Source organism: Bradyrhizobium amphicarpaeae, assembly GCF_002266435.3.
GTDB lineage: Bacteria > Pseudomonadota > Alphaproteobacteria > Rhizobiales > Xanthobacteraceae > Bradyrhizobium > Bradyrhizobium amphicarpaeae.
In genome coordinates this window covers 5389886-5413921 of the sequence record NZ_CP029426.2, presented here as the reverse complement: position 1 = coordinate 5413921, position 24036 = coordinate 5389886, and the positions used below count along the sequence as shown (strand labels likewise).

1 protein-coding gene (running past one end of the window) is annotated in these 24036 nt (G+C 65.7%); it reads left to right on the top strand.

Annotated elements, in window-relative coordinates; translation table 11 throughout:
* Positions 1-24036, top strand: the 3' portion of a protein-coding gene (locus CIT40_RS25420) for a tandem-95 repeat protein (protein WP_094891167.1). 8673 nt of this gene lie to the left of the window's left edge; only the last 24036 of its 32709 coding nucleotides appear in the window; its start codon lies off the left edge, out of view; the stop codon is at positions 24034-24036.

Below are 24036 nucleotides of genomic sequence, written 5' to 3'. Positions count from 1 at the left end.
GGCGGTCTCGGTAACGATCACATCCAAGGCGGAAGGGGTGCCGACGTCATCACCGGCGGCAAGGGCGACGATCTGCTGGAAGGCGGCAGCGGCGCCGATATCTATTATTTCGGACGCGGCGACGGGCAGGGAACGATCGCAGATGTCGAGACCACCGACGCGTCCAAGGTCGACAAGGTTCGCTTCGCGGCCGGTATCCTGCCGAGCGATATCCGCTTCCTCTCGGTCGGTCCGAACGACCTGGTGATCGGCCTCGTCGGCAGCGACGACCGTCTGACGCTCAAGGACATGTTCCGTGCCGGGAACAGCTCAACTGACTATGGGGTCGAGCAGTTCGAATTTGCCGACGGCACGGTCTGGCAGCTCGCCGACATCGTTTCTCATGCGGCCGCCTCGACCGGCGCAGGTGCGGACGCGATCGATTTCGGTCCACAGCTCGACGTCGCGATTACCCTCGACGGCGGCGCGGGTGACGACGTCCTCGCCGGCGGCGTTGGCGACACCACCTACGTATTCGGCCGCGGCTACGGCCGCGACACGATTCGCGAGGCCGCGAACGCGACCGCCTCCAGCGACACCCTGCGCCTGAACAGCGGGATCGTGCCGAGCGATGTCGTCGTCGTCAGGGACGGCAACGATATCGTGCTGCGCCTCGTCGGCGGTGACGACCGGCTGACGATCGTCGGCCAGGCCACGGCGAGTGCGCCGCCGATCGACGTCGTGCGGTTCAACGACGGCACGCAATGGAGTGCGGCGACGCTGCTCTCGCGCGCGCTCACGCCGGACGCAGCCGAGCACGTGCTGCATCCGAGCAATCCGTCGGCCGATCCGTTCGCCGATCCGATCTTCGCAGGCGCGGGGCCGGGATCCGGCGGCGGAGGGACGGGGGCATCCTCGACCATCGGCCTTGCCCGCTTCGACGCCGTCTCGCAGCCGGTGAGCGGCCTTGCCGTGGTCGGTTCGGCTTCGGAGCTCGGCAACGGCGCCTATCAATTGACACCGGAGGCCGGCAGCAGAGCCGGCGCGGTCTGGGGCAGCATTGACCTCTCGCAGAACGTGGTTTGGACCACCAAGATGTTCTTCGGTGCCAACGAGGGCGGCGCCGATGGCTTGTCTTTCGCAGTTCAGAACAAGAGTGCGGGTGAACTGACGGGGTCGGGCGGCGGCGGGATGGGCGCGCTGGTCTCCGGCTCGTTCGGCATCCTTTTCGATACCTGGGGGCAAGCGACCGATTTCAGCCAGTTCGTCGTCAACGGCCAGACAGGCGACGACAATTTCGATCCGCGGCACGACTTCAATCAGCTCGAGGATGCCGCCTGGCACGATGTCGTCATCGCCTGGGACGCGGCGAGCAAGACCTTCAGCTATAGCGTCGATGGCACGCTGATCGGGCGCAAGACCTATGATGTCGTCGGCAGTCTGTTCGGCGGCGATTCCGACGTCTGGTACGGCTTCGGCGCGGCCACGGGCGGGGCGACCAACGACCAGCGGGTCCAGATCCTCTCGGTCACCACCCTGCAAGGCGCCGGCGTTGACCCGTCGACGGTCGGGAGCGTTGAGCAGATCGGCTCGGGCCTGTTCGCACGGGAGCTTGCCGGTGCGGCCGCACAAAACACATATGACGTTTTCGTGCCGCTGTCGCGCTGGGGCGAGCGTGTCGACGTCGTCACCAATTTCAAAAGTGGCGATGCCGGCGACAGTCTCAACATCGCCATCGCCGAGGGTTTATCCGGAACGCTGCTGGCGCGTGCGGTCGGCGCCGACACGCTGATCTATTTTGCGGAGCAGGGAACGCAGCGCTTTGCCGACGCCCGGCTGCTGTTGCGTCTGGAGAACGTCTCACCGGCCAGCCTCACCAGCATCAATTTTGCCGGTGCTGCCTTCACCGTGGTTGCCAACCAGACCTTGAGCGCCAACGGTGCGGCCCCGGTTCAAGGCGGTTGGGGCGACGACACGCTCAATGGCGACAATTCGGCCAACACGCTGTCCGGCGGGGCCGGCAACGACACGATCGCGGATGCCCGTGACGGCAACGACAGCCTGACCGGCGGGACCGGCAACGACTGGCTGCGCGGCGGCGGCGGTAATGACACCTATGTGTTCAACCGCGGTGACGGTCAGGACACCATCAGCGATTGGAATTACGGCACCGACACGATCCAGTTCGGCGCCGGCATCACGGCCGCGGATGTCGTGGTGACGCAAGGCAACAGCGGCCAGGACCTCATCATTGCCATCGCGGGGACCGAGGACAGGATCACGATCGAGCGCGGCCTCAGCGCCGATTTCAACCGGATCGAACAACTCCGCTTCAGCGACGGCAGCACGCTCAGCTACACGCAGATGGTCGACCGGTCGCTGACGCCGACAGCCGGCAACGACACGTTCGCAGGTGATCAGTTCGCCAATACGATCTCTGGCGGGGTCGGCAACGACACCATCTCGGATGCCCGCGAAGGCGACGACACCCTGATCGGCGGGACCGGCAACGATTGGCTGCGCGGCGGCAGTGGCAACGATACCTATATCTTCAATCGGGGTGACGGTCAGGACACCATCAGCGACTGGAATTACGGAAATGACACCATCCAGCTCGGCGCCGGCATCACGGCCGCCGATCTGGTGGTAACGCAAGGCAACAGCGGCCAGGACCTTGTCATCGCCATTGCGGGAACCGAAGACAGGATCACTGTCCAGCGAGGCATCGATACCGACTGGAGCCGGATCGAACTGCTGCGTTTCAACGACGGCAGCACGCTCAGCTATTCGCAGCTGCTCGACCGTTCGCTGACACCAACCAGCGGCGACGACACGTTTGCCGGCGACCAGTTCGGCAATACGATCTCGGGAGGCGCCGGCAACGACACGATCCTCGATGGCCGCGACGGCGACGATATCCTGATCGGCGGCACCGGCAACGACTGGCTGCGCGGTGGCAACGGCAACGACACCTATGTGTTCAACCGGGGTGACGGCCAGGACGTCATCAGCGACTGGAATTACGGCAACGACACGATTCTGTTCGGGGCCGGGATAACCGTCTCGGACCTCTCGTTGACACGCGCCAGCAACGGCCAGGATCTGATCATTGCGATCATCGGAACCGAGGACCGGATCACGGTCCAGCGAGATATCGATACCGACTGGAGCCGCATCGAGCAGATCCGCTTCGCCGACGGCAGCACGCTGAACTACACTGACATGCTCGCGTTGGCCGACGCCAACGACCGCAGCGGCCTGACCCAGATCGGGGTTGCGACCGGCAATGGCATCGTCGGAACCGATGCCGCCGAGCTCCTCAATGCGTCGGCCTATGCGACTGGCGCCACGTTGGACGGCCGCGGCGGCTACGACGAACTGACGGGCAGCACTTTTGGCGACGTCTTGATCGGCGGCGCCGGCAATGATGTGCTGACGGGCGATGCCGGCGCCGACACCTACCGGTTTTCCGCGGGCTTCGGCCAGGACACGATTCAGGAATATACGTGGAATGGCAGCAATAACGTCATCGTGTTCGATTCTTCCCTCTCGATCGATGATTTCGTGCTGGAAGCCTACGTCTGGACCGACGGTAACGGCAATTCCGATTTCGGCCAGGGCCGGCTGCGCTTCGCCGGCAGCGACGACCGGATCACGATCGGCGATCTCGATACGATCCAGCAGATCCGGTTTGCCGACGGCACCGTGCTGGACCGGCAGCAGATGCTGGCCCGCGCGGTCGACCTCTACAGCAACGACAGGTCCATCTCCCCGTCGGATATCCCGATTCCGAATCCGCTGAGCGGATCCGCGAAGGACGACCTGCTCGAAGGCCATGGCAGCGACGATACTCTCATCGGCGGCGGGGGTAACGATCGTCTCTACGGCGGCGATGGCGCCGACGTCCTGATCGGCGGGACGGGCAACGATCTCCTGTCCGGTGGGGCCGGCGCCGACGTCTATCGGTTCTCGGCGGGCTTTGGCCACGATACGATCGACACCGGCGACATCGGGCTCGACTGGATCGAGTTCGATTCCAGCCTGACACCTGATGACATCGAGCTGCTGCGTCCCTATGACCAGTATGAGGGCGGCGGCCTCACCGACGATCTGCTCGTGCACGTCAAGGGCACCGAGGACGTCATCGAAGTCCGCAATACGCTGGCGACGGACCCCTACCAGAGCATTGCCGGCATCCGCTTCGCGGACGGAACGACATGGACGCTGGCCGACATCATCAACGCCGCGGTGCCGGCGCCGGGCATCAACGTCCAGGGTGCCATCTCGGACGACACGCTGACCGGCACGGCGTACAACGATTCCCTCGATGGCGGCGGCGGCAACGATACGTTGATCGGCAGTGCCGGCGACGATTTCCTGTGGGGCGCGGAAGGCGACGACATCTTCGATGGCGGCGCCGGCAGCGATGTCCTGATCGGCGATGCCGGCTCGGACATTTATCGGTTCTCCAGCGGTTTCGGCAACGATTTCATCGATGATTTCCGCGACGCCGGCGCGACCAACGCGATCGTCTTCGATTCGACCATCGCGGTCTCCGATATTGCCGTCTACTTCTCGCAGTACGGCGACCTGATCCTGAGATCCGTCAACTCGGACGATTCCGTTACGATCGGCAGCGCCTATGCCGATGAAACCGCCGGTGTCGATGAGGTCCGTTTCGACGACGGGACGATCTGGACCCGCGATCAGCTCGTTGCTGCCGCAGTGGCACTGCCGGGCAGCGTGATCCTGGGCGACGCGACCGATCAAACGCTGACAGGTACTGCCTACGACGACAGCATCGACGGCGATGCCGGCAACGAAACCATCATCGGCGGCGGCGGCAACGATGTCCTGTATGGTGGAGACGGCGCCGACATCCTGATCGGCGGAGCCGGTCACGACGAGCTGGACGGGGGATACGGTAACGACATCTATCGCTTCTCGGCCGGTTTCGGCTCGGACACGGTCTATGTCACGCCGTATTATGCGGACGACACCGACGTCATCGAGTTCGACGCGACGATTGCGGCTGCGGACGTCCATCTCACTTTCGAAGGGGATGGTTACCCGCCGAGCATGCTGCTGACGATCGACGGCAGCACCGACCAGATCATGCTGAACGGGCTGCACGCGTCCACCGAGATCCATTTCGCGGACGGCACGATCTGGACTTATGACGACATGGCCTCGCTCGCCGCGCCGTGGCTTGGCGTCAACCTGCAGGGAGACCAGGGCACCGACGTTCTTGGAACCAGCGGCTGGGACAAGCTTGAGGCCACTTACGGCGTCGCGTCCACCATCATGGGCTTTGCCGGCGACGATATCCTCAACGGCTCCATTGGCGACGACATCCTTGTTGGCGGCACCGGCGACGACCAGATGCAGGGCAACCAAGGATCCGACACCTACCGCTTCTCGGCCGGATTCGGCCAGGATCAGATCTACGAGTGGGGTTCCGAGGTCAACCACATCGTCTTCGACTCGTCGATCTCGTCCAGCGACATCATCATCGAGCACGAGGCCGGCTATAACGGCGACATTACCTATGCCGACGTGATCCTGCGCGTCGCCGGGACCGAAAACCGGATTACCTGGGGCGGCGGCTTCGGCTCCGGGGATTTCGACATCGGGTTCGCCGACGGCACCGTCTGGAATTCCGACGATATCAGGGCGCGCTGGAGCCTGATCGAGCATCCCTATCAAGGCGGCATTCCGATGATCGGAGGCGCCACCAACGACACCATGTACGGTTCGGTCGACGCCGACGTCATGGAAGGCGGCGGCGGCAACGACAGCCTCAACAGCTACGGCGGTGGCGACATCCTGGTCGGAGGGACCGGGTCCGATCAGCTGTACGGCGGCGTCGGCAGCGACACCTATCGCTTCTCTGCCGGCTTCGGCGAGGACTGGATCTACGACTCGGTGAACGGCACGGACGTCAACGTCATCGAGTTCGACGCGACGATCGACCCGGCGCAGGTCAGTGTCATGTCGGACGCCTCCAATCTCTCGGGTAACTACTACCTCTCGATCGCCGGGACAGAGGATCGTGTCTGGGTCTCGCGCTACGCCCACGATGCCGTGATCTCACAAGTCCGTTTCGCCGATGGCACGGTGTGGAGCGCTGCCGACATCGAGGCGCGCCTGACCTATTCGAACCGGCCCACGATTACCAACTCTGCCGCCGGCGCGCAGATGGTCGGTACCGCCGGCAGCGACACGCTGACCGGCAGCTCCGGTCCCGACGACATCAACGGTGGCGGATCGGTCCAATGGCGGCCGGTCGGCGCCAACCTGATCGTCAACGGCAGCTTCGAGCAGCTGGCTGCGGACGCCGGCCCGCAGAGCTGGGGCTATTCGGCAACGACATTGCCGGGTTGGACCCGGATCAACAGTACCCAGCCGGCTACGACGCTCGGCATCGAGCAGATCACGTCCGGCTATAATGGTGTCACGGCGACCGACGGCAATTACTGGCTTGATCTCGACGGGACGGGTACCGGTGGCGGCGACAGCAACGTCCAGATCGCCCAGGACGTGACCGGTCTGACCGAGGGTGAAACATTCCTGCTGCAATTCGACCATGCCAACCGCACCTGGGATTGGAACGGCTCGTTCGACGTGCTGTGGAACGGCACGGTCGTCGCAAGCTTCAACAACACCGGCACGACGATGGTGCGCTCAAGCGTGCTGGTGACGGCAGCCGCCGGTGCCAACCAGCTCAGCTTCCGCGGCACCGGCAATCAGGACGGCGTCGGCGCGTCCCTCGACAATGTGAGCCTCACGCGCACGCAAGCCGTCCCGAGCTCAGCGATCGGCAACGACGTCCTGTCCGGCCTCGACGGCAACGATCTCATCCGCGGTGGCGCCGGAGACGATGTGATCTCCGGAGGCAACGGCGACGACACGCTCAATGGCAATGGCGGCAACGACACCATCAACGGCGATGCCGGCAATGACATCCTGATCGGCGGCAAGGGTAACGACAATCTGGTCGACGGCCAGGGTAACGACGTCTATCGCTTCGCCGCCGGCGACGGTCAGGACGCCATCACCGACGCGAACGGAATCGACCGCATCGAGTTCGGTGCCGGCATCGATCCCGCCAACGTCAGGCTCGCGCTGGTCGGCAATTCCTCGACGCTCGTCGTCACCTTCGGCAACAGCGACGACCGCATCACCATCAACAACGGCTCGGCGAGCGACGGCAGGGCCATCGAGCAGTTCAGCTTCGCCAACGGCACGGTCTGGAATTTTGCCGACATCGCGGCGCGATGGAAGATTCCGACGGCGGGCGCCGACATCATCCTAGGCACCACGAACGGCGAAACCCTCGCGGGCGGAGCTGGCAACGACAGCCTGATCGCCTTCGGCGCGGCTGCGTTGCTGGGCGAAGCCGGCGACGACACCCTGACCGGAGCGAACGGCGCCGATATCCTGGTCGGCGGCACCGGCAACGACACGCTGCTTGGCGGGCAAGGCGACGACGTCTACCGCTGGGGCCGCGGCGACGGCAGCGACACGCTCACCGACACCGGCGGGACCGACCGCGTCGAGATCGGCGCCGGCGTCGCGCCCGGCGACATCAAGGTCACCTCGCCCGACGGGCGCGGCTTCGTGCTGCGGATTCGCGACACCGGCGAAGAGCTCAAGCTCACCGATGTGATCGCGAATACGGGCAACGTCATCGAGAGCATCGCCTTCGCCGACGGCACCGTCTGGACGATCAACGATCTGAGGGATCAGTCATACATCGGCGAGGACGCCGCCGATACCATGACCGGAACCAGCGACGTGAACCGCCTCGACGGGCGCGGCGGCAATGACACTCTCTCCGGCCTCGGCGGCAACGATTTGCTGCTCGGCGGCGCGGGCGACGACACGCTCAATGGCGGGACGGGAGACGACCGTCTGGTCGGCGGCCTCGGCAACGATGCGCTGTCGGGGGGCGCCGGTGCCGATACTTATGTCTTCGCGGCCGGTGACGGCAACGACACGATCACCGACGGCGGCGACGACACGAACGATACGTTGCGGATCGAAGGCTATGGCTTGTCGCAGATCCGCTTCGGTGCAGTCGGCCAGGACCTGGTCATCCGCTTCGCCGGCAGCGCCGATCGCATCATCGTGCGCAACGGCCTCGGCAGCGGCGTCACCGATCTCGTCGATGCCTTCGAGATCGCTGCCGATGGAGTCACGCTGTCGCTTGCCGACGTGCGCGGCCGTCTGGTCGAGGACGTCGCCATCACGGGCGAGTTCCTGGTCGGCGGTGCCACCGATGACGTGCTCACGGGCGGTATGGGCGACGACTATCTGAAGGGCGGCGAGGGGGCCGACATCCTGTCGGGCGGTGCCGGCAACGATCAGTTCGGCGACCTTTCCGCCGACGGTTCCGTCGACACGCTGACCGGCGGTGCCGGGCGTGACACCTATTACTACCTGCCGGTGCGGCAGGGCGCGACGCCCATCGTCGCCGACGTCATCACCGATTTCCAGGCGGGCGCCGGCGGCGACGTCATTCGCCTGATGACCAGCAATCCCAATCCGTTCGAGGGCGGCAGCATCTTCCTGGCGCAATCGGGCAGCGACGCGGTCGTCATGATGCGGGCGTCGTCCGGGCCCGACCAGGAGCTGGTGCGCCTGCTCGGCGTCAACGCGACGACGCTGACCTCGGCCAATTTCGACGGCGTTCCAATCGCGATCGACAATTCGATCAGCATCAATGATGACGATGCCGGCCACGTCCTCAACGGCAGTGCGCTCGACGACCGCATTTTCGGCAATGGCGGCAACGACGTCATCAGCGGCTTTGGCGGCAATGACCGGCTGGCTGGCGGCGCCGACAGCGATTTCATCGACGGCGGCCTCGGCAACGATTTGATCGCGGGCCAGGAAGGCAACGATCAGATCGTCGGCGGCGGCGGCAGCGACATCATGTCGGGCGGCTCCGGCGATGACGTGATTACCGGCTACGGCGACGGCAGCTTCGCGACCGACACCGACGTGTTCGAGGGCGGCCAGGGCGACGACCGACTGTTCGGCGGCACCGGCACGGACGTCTATCGCTTCGCGCGCGGCGACGGCCGCGACACGATCTCCGATCTCGGCGGCAGCGACCGGCTGGAATTCGCCGCGGGAATCGTGGCTGCCGATGTCAGCGTCGTGCAGATCGGCCGCGACGTCGAATTACGTATCAACAACGAGGGCGGCAGCATTCGTGTGACCGGCGCGCTCGACGGTGCCAGCGCCATCGAGACGATCGCCTTCGCCGATGGCGCCAACTGGACCTGGGACGACGTGCTGACGCGGTCCCTGCAGGGATCGAGCGGCGACGATATGCTTGCGGTCCCCGCGAGCTTCCAGGGCAACTCCGTTACCCTCGACGGCAAGGCGGGGAACGACACGCTGCAAGGCAGCGCGGGAGCAGATACGCTGATCGGCGGCACCGGCAACGATGTGATGCAGGGAGCCGGCGGCGACGACACCTATGTGTTCGCCCGTGGCGACGGTCAGGACGTCATTCTCGATAGCTCGGGTATCAACACGGTGAGTTTCGCGGCCGGTATTCTGGTGAGCGATATCCGCGCCGTGCGCGGGCCCGCCAATCTGGTGCTCGAGATCATCGGCACCGGTGACCGTGTCGATCTCGGCTCTCCTGCGACGCCGGACATGGGCGTCTCGCGCGTCACCTTCGCCGACGGCACGGTCTGGACGGCGTCGACCCTGATCGCACTCGCCCGCACCGCGACTGACGTCAACGACGTCATTCGCGGCGACGATCTCGACAATACGCTGGCCGGCGGTGCCGGCGACGATCTGCTGATCGGCAATGGCGGGGCCGATGACCTCGACGGCGGCACCGGGAGCGATCGCCTCGAGGGCGGCGCCGGCGACGACACCTACCGCTTTGCAGCCCATGGCGGCCACGACCGCATTGCCGACACGGCCGGCAACGACACGCTGCTGCTGGCGGCAGATATCGTCCCCGACGATGTCACGGTGTCGCAGAGCGAGGACGGGGCCGATTTCACGCTGATCGTCAAATCGACCGGCGCCCGCGTCACCATCGAAGGTGCGCTCGGCGCAGGCGGCATCGAATCGATCCGCTTTGCCGACGGCACGGTGTGGAGCACCTCTGATCTGATCGCGCGCGCGCCGAGCTTCGCCGACGACGTGCTGACCGGCGATGCCGGCAACAACGTCGTGATCGGCGGTCTCGGCAACGATCATTTGTCCGGCGGTGCCGGCAACGACACCTACCGCTTCGCCCGCGGCGACGGCAGCGACGTCATCAACGACAAGGCGTCTTCTACGGCCGATCGGCTCGAGATCAGCGGCTACTCCGCCGCCGAGATCAGCTTCCACCGCATCGCCGCCGACAGCGACGATGTCGCGATCCGCTTTGCCGGGACGACCGACCAGATCGTCATCGTCGATGCGCTTGCCGCCAGCTCTGCCGGGGTCGAGACGATCGGGCTCGCCGACGGTACGCAGTACACCGTCGCGGATATGAAACTGGCGATCCTCGCCAGCCTCACCACCGACGGCAACGACATCGTCATCGGCACCGACGGCGCCGATACGCTGATGGGCGGCAAGGGCAACGACCTCGTCGACGGCGGCTATGGCAACGACACCTATCTCTATCGCCGCGGCGATGGCGACGACCGGATCAACGCGGTCGGCAAGGGCACCGACGTCCTGAGCCTGACCGACTACAACGTCGCCGACATCGTTTCCGCCGTCCGCGCCGGTCCCGACAGCAATGATCTCGTGCTGTCCTTCGCGGTCGCCGGCGATCGTGTGGTGCTGATCGACGCCCTCAGCCCGTCCAACAATCCTGTGTTCGGCCTGTCGGTCCGTTTCGCCGACGGCACGGTCTGGAACCGCGACGCGATGCGCGCCCGCGCGCTGTCGGATATCGACGGCAGCGGCAATGACAACGTTTACGGCTTCGACGGCAACGACACCTTCGCCGCGCGGGCGGGCAACGACCTGCTCTCGGGCGCTGCCGGTGACGATCTCTATCTGTTCGGGCGCGGGGCCGGCAACGACACGGTCGTCGATTCCGGAACGGGAGGCACCGACCGGATCCAGATCGCCGACTTCACCTCGACGGAAGCCCGTGTCGAACAGCTCTATCGGGGCTCGGATGCCGTCGTCATCCGCTTCACCGGCAACAGCGCCGACAGCCTGACAGTGTTCGATGCGCTCTCGACCGATGCCAAGGGCATCGAGAGCTACGTCTTCTCCGACGGCGTGATCTGGACCAAGGAGACCCTGCGGGAGCTGCTGGGCAACCGTGCCCCGACGGCCCTGGGCGACGGCTTCTTCTCGGTCACCACAGGTGTCGAGCTCGTCATCAAGGCGACCGATCTGCTCCGCAACGACTTCGACGCCGATGGCGACGCGTTGACGATCGTCGGCGTCGATGCCGGCAGTTCCGGAGTTGCCACGATCGACGGTCAGGGCAATATCCACTACACCGCGACCAACAGGTATTACGGCTCCGCCTCGATCAGCTACACGATTTCCGACGGCCATAACGGCTTCGCCACGGCCTCGGTCGATCTCAAGGTGCGCCCAGTCGCAACCGCCTACCCGGATACGGGCTTCACCGTCGCGGAGGACGGATCGCTCGTGATCCGCGTCGAGCGGCTGTTGGCCAACGACCTCGACGGCGACCGCATGATCGTCGGTCAGGTCTATCAAGCCGTCAACGGGACGGTGGCGCTGGCCAGCGACGGCAACATCACCTTCACGCCGAACGCCGATTTCAACGGCACGGCCGAGTTCAGCTATGTCGCGAACACGCCCGAAGGCGGCCGGGCCGAGGCCAAGGTGACGATCCAGGTCACGGCGGTCAACGATGCGCCGGTGGCGCATGACGATACGGTCGAAGCGACGCTCGAGAGCACGGGCTTCACGCTCGATCCCAGCACGTTGAGCGCCAACGACACCGACATCGATCACGACGGGCTCGCGGTTCAATCGGTGATCTCCAACGCTGACGTTACCGTGACGATCGGCGACGATGGCCTGATCCATGTGACCCCGCGCGCCTATTTCTGGGGCAACGCTTACTTCGACTACGTCGTCGCCGACACCAGCGGAGCGACTTCGACGGGCCGGGTCAACTTCACGGTCACGCCGGTCAACGATCCGCCGGAGCTGCACGACGATCGGTTCGAGACGACCGACAACGGCGATCCGATCCGCGAGGACAATCCGATCGTGATCGGCGCCGATCGGCTGCTCGCCAACGACATCGAGCACGACGGCGAGACGATGACGCTTACCGCCGTCCGTAACAGCCATGGCGGCAACGCCGTGCTGCTCGAGAACAACACCGTCCTGTTCACGCCGACACCCAATTTCAACGGCGATGCATGGTTCGAGTATCAGGTCGACGACGGTCATGGCGGAACCGCCTGGGCCCGCGCGACGCTGGCCTATCAGCCGGTCAACGACCTGCCGGATGCCCGCAACGACAGCTACACCGACCAGAGCCTGCCGATCCTGCGCGGCACCGAAGACCACGCGATCGAAATCCCGATCCTCGAGCTGCTCAAGAACGACGGCGATATCGAAGGCTTCGCGGTGCAGTTCGAGAGCGCCGGCAACGCGGTGCATGGCGACATTGAAGTCACCGACCACGGCACGATCATCTTCGCGCCCGACGCCGACTTCTGGGGCGAGGCGACGTTCAGCTACCTGATTTCCGACAATGAAGGCGCAGTTGACGGCGCCACCGTCACGATGTGGTTCGAGAACGTCGGCGATGCGCCGCCGGTCGCGCATCGCGACGTCATTTACGTCAACGAGGATATCCCCACCGTCATTCCGATCGCGACGCTGCTCGCCAACGATATCGACGTGGACCGCGACACGCTCCGCTTCCTGGGCTGGCGCCTGTCGACGACGGCGGATGCGCTGGTGTTCGGCGGCGATGCCGGCCAGAAGCTGAACGGTACGATCGAATTCGACGCCGACGGCAATCTGGTGTTCACGCCGAACCGCGACGCGAGCCAGAGCTCCGGTTTCGTCTACGGGGTTACCGACGACGCCGACGGCTCGGCGGAAGGCTATGTCGACATCGTCATCGTCCCGACCAACGACGATCCGACCGTCGGCCAAGACGAAGGTTTCGTCACGCCGCTCGATGCCCCGCTGGTGCTGCGCGTCAGCGATCTCCTGAAGAACGACTACGACATCGAGCAGGCCGATCATGACGGCGACGGCGTGATCGACGACGACCTCGACAACCCGAACCGCGCTCGCCCGACCTTCGTCGGCGTCGACGGCGTCTACGATGCGGACGCGCTTGCGCTCGGCCAGCGCGTGCCCCGTGGCACCGCCGAGGTGGTCGACTGGAACGGCGAGAAGTTCATCGTCGTGCACTTCCCGGCCGGATTTACCGGCCAGGTCGCGGTCGAGTACCGCATCGCCGACACCGATGGTGCGACCGACACCGGCTTTGCGATGGCGTCGGTGGCCGACAGCTATAACGGCCTGCTGCGCGGGACGGCGAAGGCCGACTACCTCGTCGGCACCGAGGGCGCGGATCTGATCCAGGCGCTCGGCGGCAACGACTTCGTGCTGGGGGGCGGCGGCAACGACCGGATCGAGGCCGGTAGCGGCGACGACCAGATCGATGCAGGGGCCGGCTACGATTGGATCGACGCCGGCGACGGCGCGGATCGCATCACCGGCGGCGACGGCTACGATACCGTCAGCTTCGAGAACTCCGACTTCCTCGTGCGCGCCGACCTCGAATCGCGCGTCGGCCAGGGCGGTTATGCGCAAGGCGACACCTATATCGGCATCGAGGCGCTGGTCGGCTCGCAATATGCCGATCAACTGGGCGGCGATGCCGCCGACAACCGGCTCGAAGGCCGCGATGGTAACGACCTCCTGGAGGGACGCGGCGGCAACGACATCCTGCTCGGCGGCGCGGGCGACGACGTCCTGACCGGCGGGGCAGGGGCCGATTTGCTCGACGGCGGCCTCGGCACCAACACGGCCGATTACAGCTTCGGCGCGACCGGGGTGTCGATCTCGCTGGCCTCAGGCTCCGCCCACGGTGGCGATGCCGAAGGCGACGTCCTGACCAATATCCAGAACCTGACCGGCACCGATGTCGATGACACGCTGGAAGGCGACGCGCTCGCCAACATCCTGTCGGGCGGTCGCGGCGACGACATTTTGATCGGCAATGCCGGCGACGACACCCTGATCGGCGGCCGCGGCGCGGACCAGCTGATCGGCGGCGACGGCATCGATACTGCGGACTACACGCTGTCGGTGGAAGGGGTCACCGTCGACATGGCCAACGGCGCCGCCGGCGGCGGCGACGCGCTCGGCGATACCTTCTCCGGGATCGAGATCATCCAGGGCTCGTACCAGGACGATACGATCCGGGGTGACGCCGGCGACAACCGTATCCGCGGCGGCCGCGGCGCCGATATCATCGACGGACGCGGCGGCTTCGACATTGCCGATTACAGCCGGGCTGACGAGGGCGTCGCGGTCGATCTGGCGACGGGCCTCGGCACCGCCGGCGAGGCGGCCGGCGACCAGCTCACTTCGATCGAGATGCTGGTCGGATCGCTTTGGAACGACCAGTTCACCGGCAGCGCCGGCGACGACCGGTTCGAGGGCCTTCGCGGCAACGACACCATCGCCGGCGGGGCCGGTTCGGATACCTACGTGTTCGGCTTCGACGACGGCCAGGACGTCATCACCGAGCAGGGTGCCGGGACCGACACCGATCGTCTGGTGTTGTCGTCGGCGATCGCGCCGAAGGACGTCTCCGTCATCCGCGAGGGCAACGACCTCCTGCTCGAATTCGAGCGGCAGGACGGCTTCCTGATCGATACCGTGCGCGTCACCGACCACTTCCTCGGCGCCCAGAGTGGCATCGAGGAGGTCGTGTTCTCTAACGGCACGGTCTGGGATCGCGACCGCATCGATCAGCTGCAGCAACTCGGCCGCTTCAATGCCGCCGACGACATCGTCCATCTCGGCGTCGAGGACGAGCCGGTCGTGATCAATCCGGCGACCCTGTTCGCCAACGACGCCAACAGCGCGGTCAATCTGACGCTGGCGGGCGTCGGCAACGCGGTGAACGGCACCGTGCACGTGCGCGAGGACGGCAAGATCGAATTCCTGGGTGCGCCGAATTACAACGGCGATGCCTTCTTCAACTACACCGTGCGCGACCAGTTCGGCCGCGAGTCCACGGCCAGGGTCGAGGTCGATCTCGCGCCGGTCAACGACGCGCCGACTGCGGTGGATGATGCGCTGGTCTATGGCGTCGAGGACCAGATCCTGCGGATCCGGATCGATACGCTGCTCGCCAACGATTTCGACGTCGACGGCGACGCCAGTCTGGAAGGGTTGCACATCGTTTCGATCGCGCCGCTGACCAACCTGTCCGGACAGGCGATCGACAGCTACAAGGACCCCGACTACCAGTACGAGGCCAGCAATGTGTCCGCGCGGCTGGATGGCGACTACATCCAGTTCAAGCTGCGTCCGGACTATTTCGGCGCAGCAGGGTTCGTCTACACGCTGGCCGACGCCAGCGGCGCGACCTCGACCGCCAAGGTCGAAATCTCGATCTCGCCGGTCAACGACGCACCGCGCGATCGCGACACCTATCGCTGGATCCGTCTTAGCCAGGATACCACCGTCACGGTCGCCGACCTGATGGCCAACACCTACGACATCGAGGGCGACAGCTTCACCTTCGTCGGCCTGCATGGCGGTCTCGACAACAATCCCGCCAACAATGGCAGCCTGGTGTTCGACCAGGCGACCGGCACCATCACCTTCACGCCGGCCTCCCTCGGCCAGGCCAGCATCGAATACGACGTGATCGACGCGCGCGGCGCGGCGGCGACCTTGACCTATGACTTCAAGGTCAAGCCGCTCAACGACCCGCCGAAGGCCTACAACGACTACGGTTACCGGACGCTCGAGGACCAGATCCTCGTGATCGACCCGGCGACGATCCTGGCCAACGACACCGACGAGAACGGCGACACGCTGGTGCTCGAGAGCATCGCCCGGTTCGCCGATGGCGGCAAGGTACGCCTGCGCGACGACGGCATGATCGAGTTCCGGCCGACGCCCGACTACAACGGCACCGCCGGCTTCCAGTACACGATCAGCGACGGTCATGGCGGCGCCTCGTCCGCCTATGTCGCGATCACGGTCCTGCCGCGCAACGAAGCTCCGATCTTGCGCAACGACAATGTCAGCGGCCTGGAAGACGGTCCGCTGTTCGTGATTCCCGCCGAGGCGTTCGGCAACGACCTCGATGCGGACGGCGACGTGCTGTTCTTCAAGCGATCGACCGTGCTTGGCGTGGTCGACCACCGCTATCTCTCGGCCGGTTACGAGGTCAGCGCGGCGCTGGCCGACGGCTCGGCACTGCCGTCCTGGCTGCAGTTCGATCCCGCCACCATGCGCTTTGCGGGATCGCCGCCGGCCGGAATGGACCCGCTCTCCGTCGACGTCTGGCTGCGCGATCCCTCCAACGGACGGATCTTCAATACGCGGTTCGAGCTGACGGCCGGCGACATCTCCGGCGGCTTCGATGCCGGGACCGACGTCCTGAAGGGTTATGAGATCCGCTCCGCCTTCGTGGTCGACTACGAGTTCGATGCGTCCGATCTCGATGCGGACACGACCGTCACGGCTGAGCTCGCCGATGGCTCCGTGCTGCCGTCCTGGCTCGGCTTCGACGCCCAGACGCTGCGGTTCACGGGAACGCCGCCTGAGGGGACGACGGATCCCATTAGCGTCCAGCTCACCTTCACGCATCCGGCCGCAGGCGGCGGCAATCCAAGGACCTTCACCGATAGCATGACGCTGGATCCGGCCGCGCTGCCGGCCGGCGTGACCTATGACAGCGAGATCGCGCTGCTCGACACCAGGAGCGGGACGGTTTCCGCCTCGATCATCGGGGGCCGCCCGTTGCCGGATTGGCTGTCCTTCGGCGCCGCGACGCGCACGGTCGGCCTGAGCGGCTTCGCGCCGGATGCGGACTCGCAACTGGCGCGCCTGCAGGTCGTATTCACGCCGGCACCGCGCGTGCTTCCCGACGGGACCTATGCGTCGAGCAATCGGGGCTTCACGCTGGAATTCGTCGTCGATCCGCATGGAGATCTCGCGACCCAGATGACGGCGATCAACCAGGCGCTGGAAGGCGATTCTTATTTCGCCGGCCAGGGCTTGTTCGCGCTCGACCTCAAGGGCGCCGGCGCGATCACGGCGACCCGGGAGAGCGGTGCGCCGCTGCCGGACTGGCTGAGCTTCGACCCCGCCACCTTCAGCTTCTCAGGCATGCCGCCGGCCAACTGGGTCGGCGCGGTCCCGGTCCGCCTCGATATCGCCGCAGGCAACGGCCATCCGGCGATGTCGATCATCACCGAAGCCGTGGTTGACGATACCTTCAAGATTGCACCGTTCCCGGTTTCCACGGTCGTCTCGCCCGAGCAGATCAACGTCACCGTGCCCACCGACTTCAACGGCACGGTGGTTCTGAGCTATGACGCGACCGACGAGAAGGGCGGCGTCTCCGGCACTCCGGCGCTGATCTTCTACGACGTCAGGCCAACGCGCGAGCGGCCGGACACGGCGATCGACAATCTGACGGGTCGCGAGGGACAAACCACGCGCTTCGCAGTGACCGACCTGCTGCGCAACGACTTCGACCGCGACCACGATGCCTTGCGGATTCTGTCGCTGGGGCAGCCGGCCAACGGTTCGCTCGTCGTCGAGCTCGCCCATGCCAATATTGCGCCGCCGGCCGGCCTCGGCCAATTCGACGGTGCGATCTGGAGCGCGACGCTCGCGGACGGCTCGGCGCTGCCGGACTGGCTCACCATCGACAGCGCGACTGGCACGCTCTCGGGCGACGTGCCGCTGGCGTTCGCCTCGAGCCTCGACATTCGCTTCACGCGCACGCTCGGCGGTGACAGCCAGAACGCGATCCTGAACCAGCGCTTCGACGGCAATTCCGGGGCGTTCGTCGTCTATACGCCGGCGGATGCCTTCTCCGGCGATGACGGCTTCAGCTATGTCGTGACCGACGACCACGAAGGTCCTTCGACCGGCTCGGCCGTGGTGCATGTCGCCGCCGTCAACGATCCGCCGACCACGGCTGAGGATACGGTCGCGGCGATCGAGGACACGCCGCTGCTGATCGACCCGGCGACGTTGCTCGCCAACGACTACGACGTCGACAACAACCCGATCCGGTTCGTTGATGTCGCCAACGCCACGCATGGCACCGTCAGCTTCGACGGCACCCATATCGTGTTCACGCCGGACCACAATTTCGAGGGCGTCGCGTCGTTCGAGTATATCGTCACTGACGACACCAACGGCTCGAGCACCGGCAAGGTCAAGGTCAACGTCGCCTCGACCAACCGCGCGCCGATCGCCGCGACGGACATGTTCGCGACCGAAGAGGACACGCCGTTCGAGTTCACGACCGCCGATCTGCTCGGCAACGACAGCGATGCCGATGGCGACACCATCGCGTTCCAGTCGCTGTCGCGCAGCGCCGGCAATGGCCGCATCGTCGAGCTGCCCGACGGACGCTGGCAGTTCGTTCCGAACGAGAACATCAGCGGCGCGGTCAATTTCAGCTACACAATCTCGGACGGGCGCAAGACCTCGACCGGGACCGTGACGTTCAACGTCGCCGCCGTGAACGATGCGCCGATCGCCAATCCGGACGGCGCCGGAACCGCCAACGATCCCCAGGGCGTGTTCAGGACGACGCAGGACCAGGCGATCACGATCGATTTCGCCGCGCTGGTCGCCAACGACCGCGATGTAGAGGGCGACAGCTTCGAGATCGTCGAAATCTTCGACGGCGACCAGGGCACGGTGGTTCGCGTCGGCTCGACCGCGGTCTTCACGCCGAACGCCGGCTATATCGGCGATGCCGGCTTCCACTACCGCGTCACTGACAGCCATGGTGCCTCCAGCGTCGGCTTCGCGACGTTGCTGGTAGCGCCCAACGTGCCGCTGCCGATTCCGGTGTCGGATGCCGGCTTCGAGGTGCTCGAAGACGGCTTCATCGACATCGATCCAGCCGCGCTGATGGCGAACGACTTTGCGCCTGAAGGATCGACCTTGACCTTCGTCGGGCTCGAAGGCGCCGAGTTGCTCGCGAACGGCAAGTATCGCGTCACCCCGGCCGCAAACTTCAACGGCGAGCTGGTGCTGCATTACTCGGTCAAGAACGAGCAGGATTTCGCGGTCTCGACCACCGTCACGATCAACGTGCTGCCGGTGGCCGACGCTCCGGTCGCGCGCCCCGACGCGATCGACATGCGCGAGGATTCGCCGCTGACGCTGTTTGCGAGCCAGTTGCTGGCCAACGACAGCGATGCCGACCAGCAGGCGTTCGTGCTGACCCGGATCGTGGCGACCTCGGGCGTGACGGTCACCGATCTCGGCTTCGGCCAGCTTCAGATCACTCCGGACGTCGATTTCAACGGACCGGCCTGGTTCGACTACGAGATCGAGGATTCGACCGGCCTGGCGGCGACGACACGGGTCAATATCAACGTGGCGGCGGTCAACGACGCGCCCGTCATCTTCGCCGTTCCCGTGCTCAAGGGGATCGAGGATCAGCACTTCGCCGTGACCCTGCCGGCCGGCTTCGTCACCGACGTCGATGGTGACGCGCTGCTGATCGAAATCCGCGGCAAGGACGGCACGGCGTTGCCGGCCTGGCTGCAATACGACCCGCAGACGCGCCTGCTGAGCGGCGATCCGCCCGCCAACTTCAACGGCGCGATCCAGCTCGAGATCTCGGCGTCCGACGGCGCCGCACAGACCGTGCGCGAACTGCTGGTTTCGATCGCCCCGGCTAACGACGCGCCGGTGCTGTCGGTGCCGCTGGCTGATGTGTCCTCGTCCGAGGACGCGCTGCTCTCGATCGCGCTTCCCGCCGGCAGCTTCACCGACCCCAATGGCGATCCGCTGACCTATTCGGCGACGCTGGCCGACGGCAGCGCGCTGCCGTCTTGGCTCGGCTTCGACGGCACGAATTTCACCGGCACGCCACCGGAGAATTTCAACGGCAGTTTCGACATCCTGGTCACGGCCAGTGACGGTGCGCGGGCGGCGAGCGACGTCTTCCGCGTGACCATCACGCCGGCGAACGATGCGCCGCTGGTGGCACAACAACTGGCCGACGTGTCGTCGCCTAAGGATTCTCCGGTCTCGATCACGATCCCGGCCGGGAGCTTTGCGGATGTCGACGGCGATACGCTAGCCTATGCCGCGACGCTGGCCGACGGCAGCGCGCTGCCGTCCTGGCTCAGCTTCGACGGCACGACATTCACGGGTACCCCGCCGTCGAACTACAATGGTGCGATCGACATCAAGGTTGTCGCCAGCGACGGCACGCTCACCGCGAGCGACGTATTCCGCCTGACCATCGCGCCTGTGAACGACGCGCCGGTGCTGGCGCAGCCGCTGGCCGATATCGTCTCGCCGAAGAACGTCCGCGTCACGATCCCTGTCCCGGCCGGCAGCTTCAGCGATCTCGACGGCGACACGCTGACCCTGTCGGCAACACTGGCCGACGGCAGCGCGCTGCCGACGTGGCTGGCCTTCGACGGCGCGACCTTCAATGGCACGCCGCCCACCAACTACACCGGCGCGATCGACATCAAGCTCACCGCGAGCGACGGGTCGCTCACGGCCAGCGACGTGTTCCGCCTGACAATCCCGTCGGTGAACAACGCGCCTGTGGTTGCGATCCCGTTGCCCGACGTCTCCTCGCCGGAAGACACCGCTGTCTCGGTCGCGATCCCGGCCGGCAGCTTTACCGACGTCAATGGCAACCGGCTGACCTATACGGCCGTTCTCTCCAGCGGGGCCGCGCTGCCGGCCTGGCTCGCCTTCGACGGTACCACCATCGCCGGCACGCCGCCGGCCAATTTCAACGGCACGGTCAGCATCAAGGTCACGGCCAGTGACGGCGCTCTGTCGGCCAGCGACGTCTTCGTGCTGACGATCACGCCCGTGAACGACGCCCCGGTGCTGGCGGTGCCGTTGTCCGACGTCAATTCGGTCGAAGATGCCGCGGTTTCCTACACGATCCCGGCCGGCCGTTTCACCGACGTCGATGGCAACACGTTGACCTATTCGGCGACCCTGGCGGACGGCAGCGCGCTGCCTTCCTGGCTGACCCTGACCGGCACCAAGTTCGCCGGCACGCCGCCGCTCAACTTCAATGGCGCGATCGACATCAAGGTCACCGCGAGCGACGGTACGCTCTCGGCCAGCGACGTCTTCACTTTGACGATCACGCCGAAGAACGATGCGCCGGCGCTCTCCGTCCCGCTGCCCGACGTGACGTCGCCGGAGGATACGCCGCTGTCGATCGCGATTCCCGCCGGCAGCTTCACCGATGTCGACGGCGATACGCTGACCTACACGGCGACGCTCTCGACCGGCGCTGCGCTGCCGGCCTGGCTCGCCTTCGATGGCACGACGTTGACCGGCACGCCGCCGGCGAACTACAACGGTACGCTCAACATCAAGGTCACGGCGCGTGACGGCGCGCTGGCGGTCAGCGACACCTTTGCGTTGACCATCACGCCGGTGAACGACGCCCCGGTCGTTGCGGTGCCGCTGTCCGACGTCAATTCGGCGGAGGATGCCGCGGTCTCCTACACGATCCCGACCGGCCGCTTCACCGACGTCGACGGCAACGCGTTGACCTATTCGGCGACGCTGGCGGATGGCAGCGCGCTGCCGTCCTGGCTGACGCTGACCGGCACCAAGTTCACCGGCACGCCGCCGCTCAACTTCAACGGTGCCATCGACATCAGAGTCACCGCGAGCGACGGCTCGCTTTCGGCTAGCGACGTCTTCACCCTCAACATCACGCCGAAGAACGACGCACCGGTGCTCTCCGTGCCGCTGCCCGACGTGTCGTCGGCGGAAGATACGCCGCTGGCGATTGCGATCCCGCCCGGCAGCTTCACCGATGTCGACGGCGATAATCTGACCTATACGGCGACGCTGTCCACCGGCGCTGCGTTGCCGGCCTGGCTGAGCTTCGACGGAACCACCTTCACCGGCACGCCGCCGGCGAACTACAACGGCACGCTCAGCATCAAGGTCACCGCTCGCGACGGTGCGCTCACAGCGAGCGATATCTTCGCGCTGACCATCACGCCGGTGAACGACCCGCCAGTCGTTTCGGTGCCGCTATCCGACGTCAACTCGGCTGAGGACGCCGCGGTCTCGTTCACGATCCCGGCCGGTCGATTCACCGATGCCGACGGTAACGCGCTCACCTATACTGCCACGCTGGCGGATGGCAGCCCGCTGCCGTCCTGGCTGACGCTGACGGGCACCAGGTTCACCGGCACGCCGCCGCTCAATTTCAACGGCGCGATCGACATTGAGGTCACCGCCAGCGACGGCACGCTTACGGCCAGCGACGTGTTCACCCTGACGATCACGCCTGTCAACGACAAGCCGGTCGCGGCCAATGACGGTCCGTTCTCCGTGACACATGGCGACACGCTCGCGATCGCGCGCGCAAGCCTGCTTTCGAACGACGTCGATGTCGATGGCGACAATCTGACCATCGTCTCGGTCGGCACGGCGCCCAAGGGCATCGTCGTCATCGACGGGCAAGGCGTCAGCTATACGCCCGATTTCGGCTACGAAGGGGCCGACAGCTTCACCTATACGATCAGCGATGGCGTCGCGACGGCGACCGCCACCGTCAGCCTCACCATCTCCAACGCCTTCGAGGGCTGGGTCGTGGGGACCGCCAGCTCCGAGACGCTGCTCGGCGATGCGGTCGCTCCGAACAGCATCTATGGCGCCGGTGGAAACGACGTCATCACCGGAGGCGCTGCCGCGGACCGTCTGGCCGGCGGCGTCGGCACCGACACGCTGAACGGCAATGACGGCGACGACTCGTTCTGGGGCATGGCCGGCAATGACACGATCAATGGCGGCAACGGCACCGACACTGCCTATTACAACGGTGTGATGTCGACCTATTCGATCGTCACGTCGGCGGGGTCGGTTCAGGTCACCGACAATTCCTCGGCGAATGGCAGCGAGGGTGTCGATACGCTCACCAGCATCGAAAGGCTCATCTTCCGCAACGGTGAAACGGTCACGCTGGCAGCGCCGATCATCCTAGATCTCGACGGACTCGGAGTGGAAACCAGAACGGCCAGCCAGTCCTCGGCGAGGTTCGACATCGATGGCGACGGCACGGCTGACGACACCAGCTGGATCGGGGCCACGGAAGCCTTCCTGTTCCTCGACCGCGACCGCAACGGAACCGTGAGCGGCATTTCGGAGCTGAGCTTCGCCGACGATGTGGCGGGCGCCCGCTCCGATCTCGAAGGGCTGCGTGCCTTCGACGGCAACCGCGACGGAATGCTGTCGGCCGACGACGTTCGCTTCTCCGACTTCAATCTGTGGCAGGACCGCAATGGTGACGGAGCTGCCCAGGACGGGGAGATACTGTCGCTGACGGCCGCGGGCGTTCGCTCGATCAATCTTTCGGCATCGGCGACGGAAGCGTCCTGGGAGTTCGGCAGCACCGTGATCGTCAATCGCGGGAGCTACACCCGAACCGATGGGCGCACGATGGACTACGCCGATGCCGCATTGACGCAGGCGACGGCGCCTCAACCGCTTACCGCGATCACCGCAAGCTCGGCCCAGACGCTGGCCTCGGCACTCGAAATCCTGTCCGCGAATCCCGCGCCCTCGATCGGCGAGCAGTTCTGGCGCGCGATGGATGCGATGACGAGGCCGGACAAGCCGGCGGCGACGGGCGCTGCCGGTCCCTCGCACCCTGGCGCCGACGCGGACAGTTGGGCCGGGCACGTCGTGACCGGAGTGGGGACGGATCAGTCGCCCGCACTCCTCGCGCTGATGCGGCAGGAGATGTCAGCGTTTGGCACCAATGCGGGCGCCGCCGATCTCGCCTGGCGCAAGGACGCGGCCACGCATCCGATGGACTATTTCGCCTGA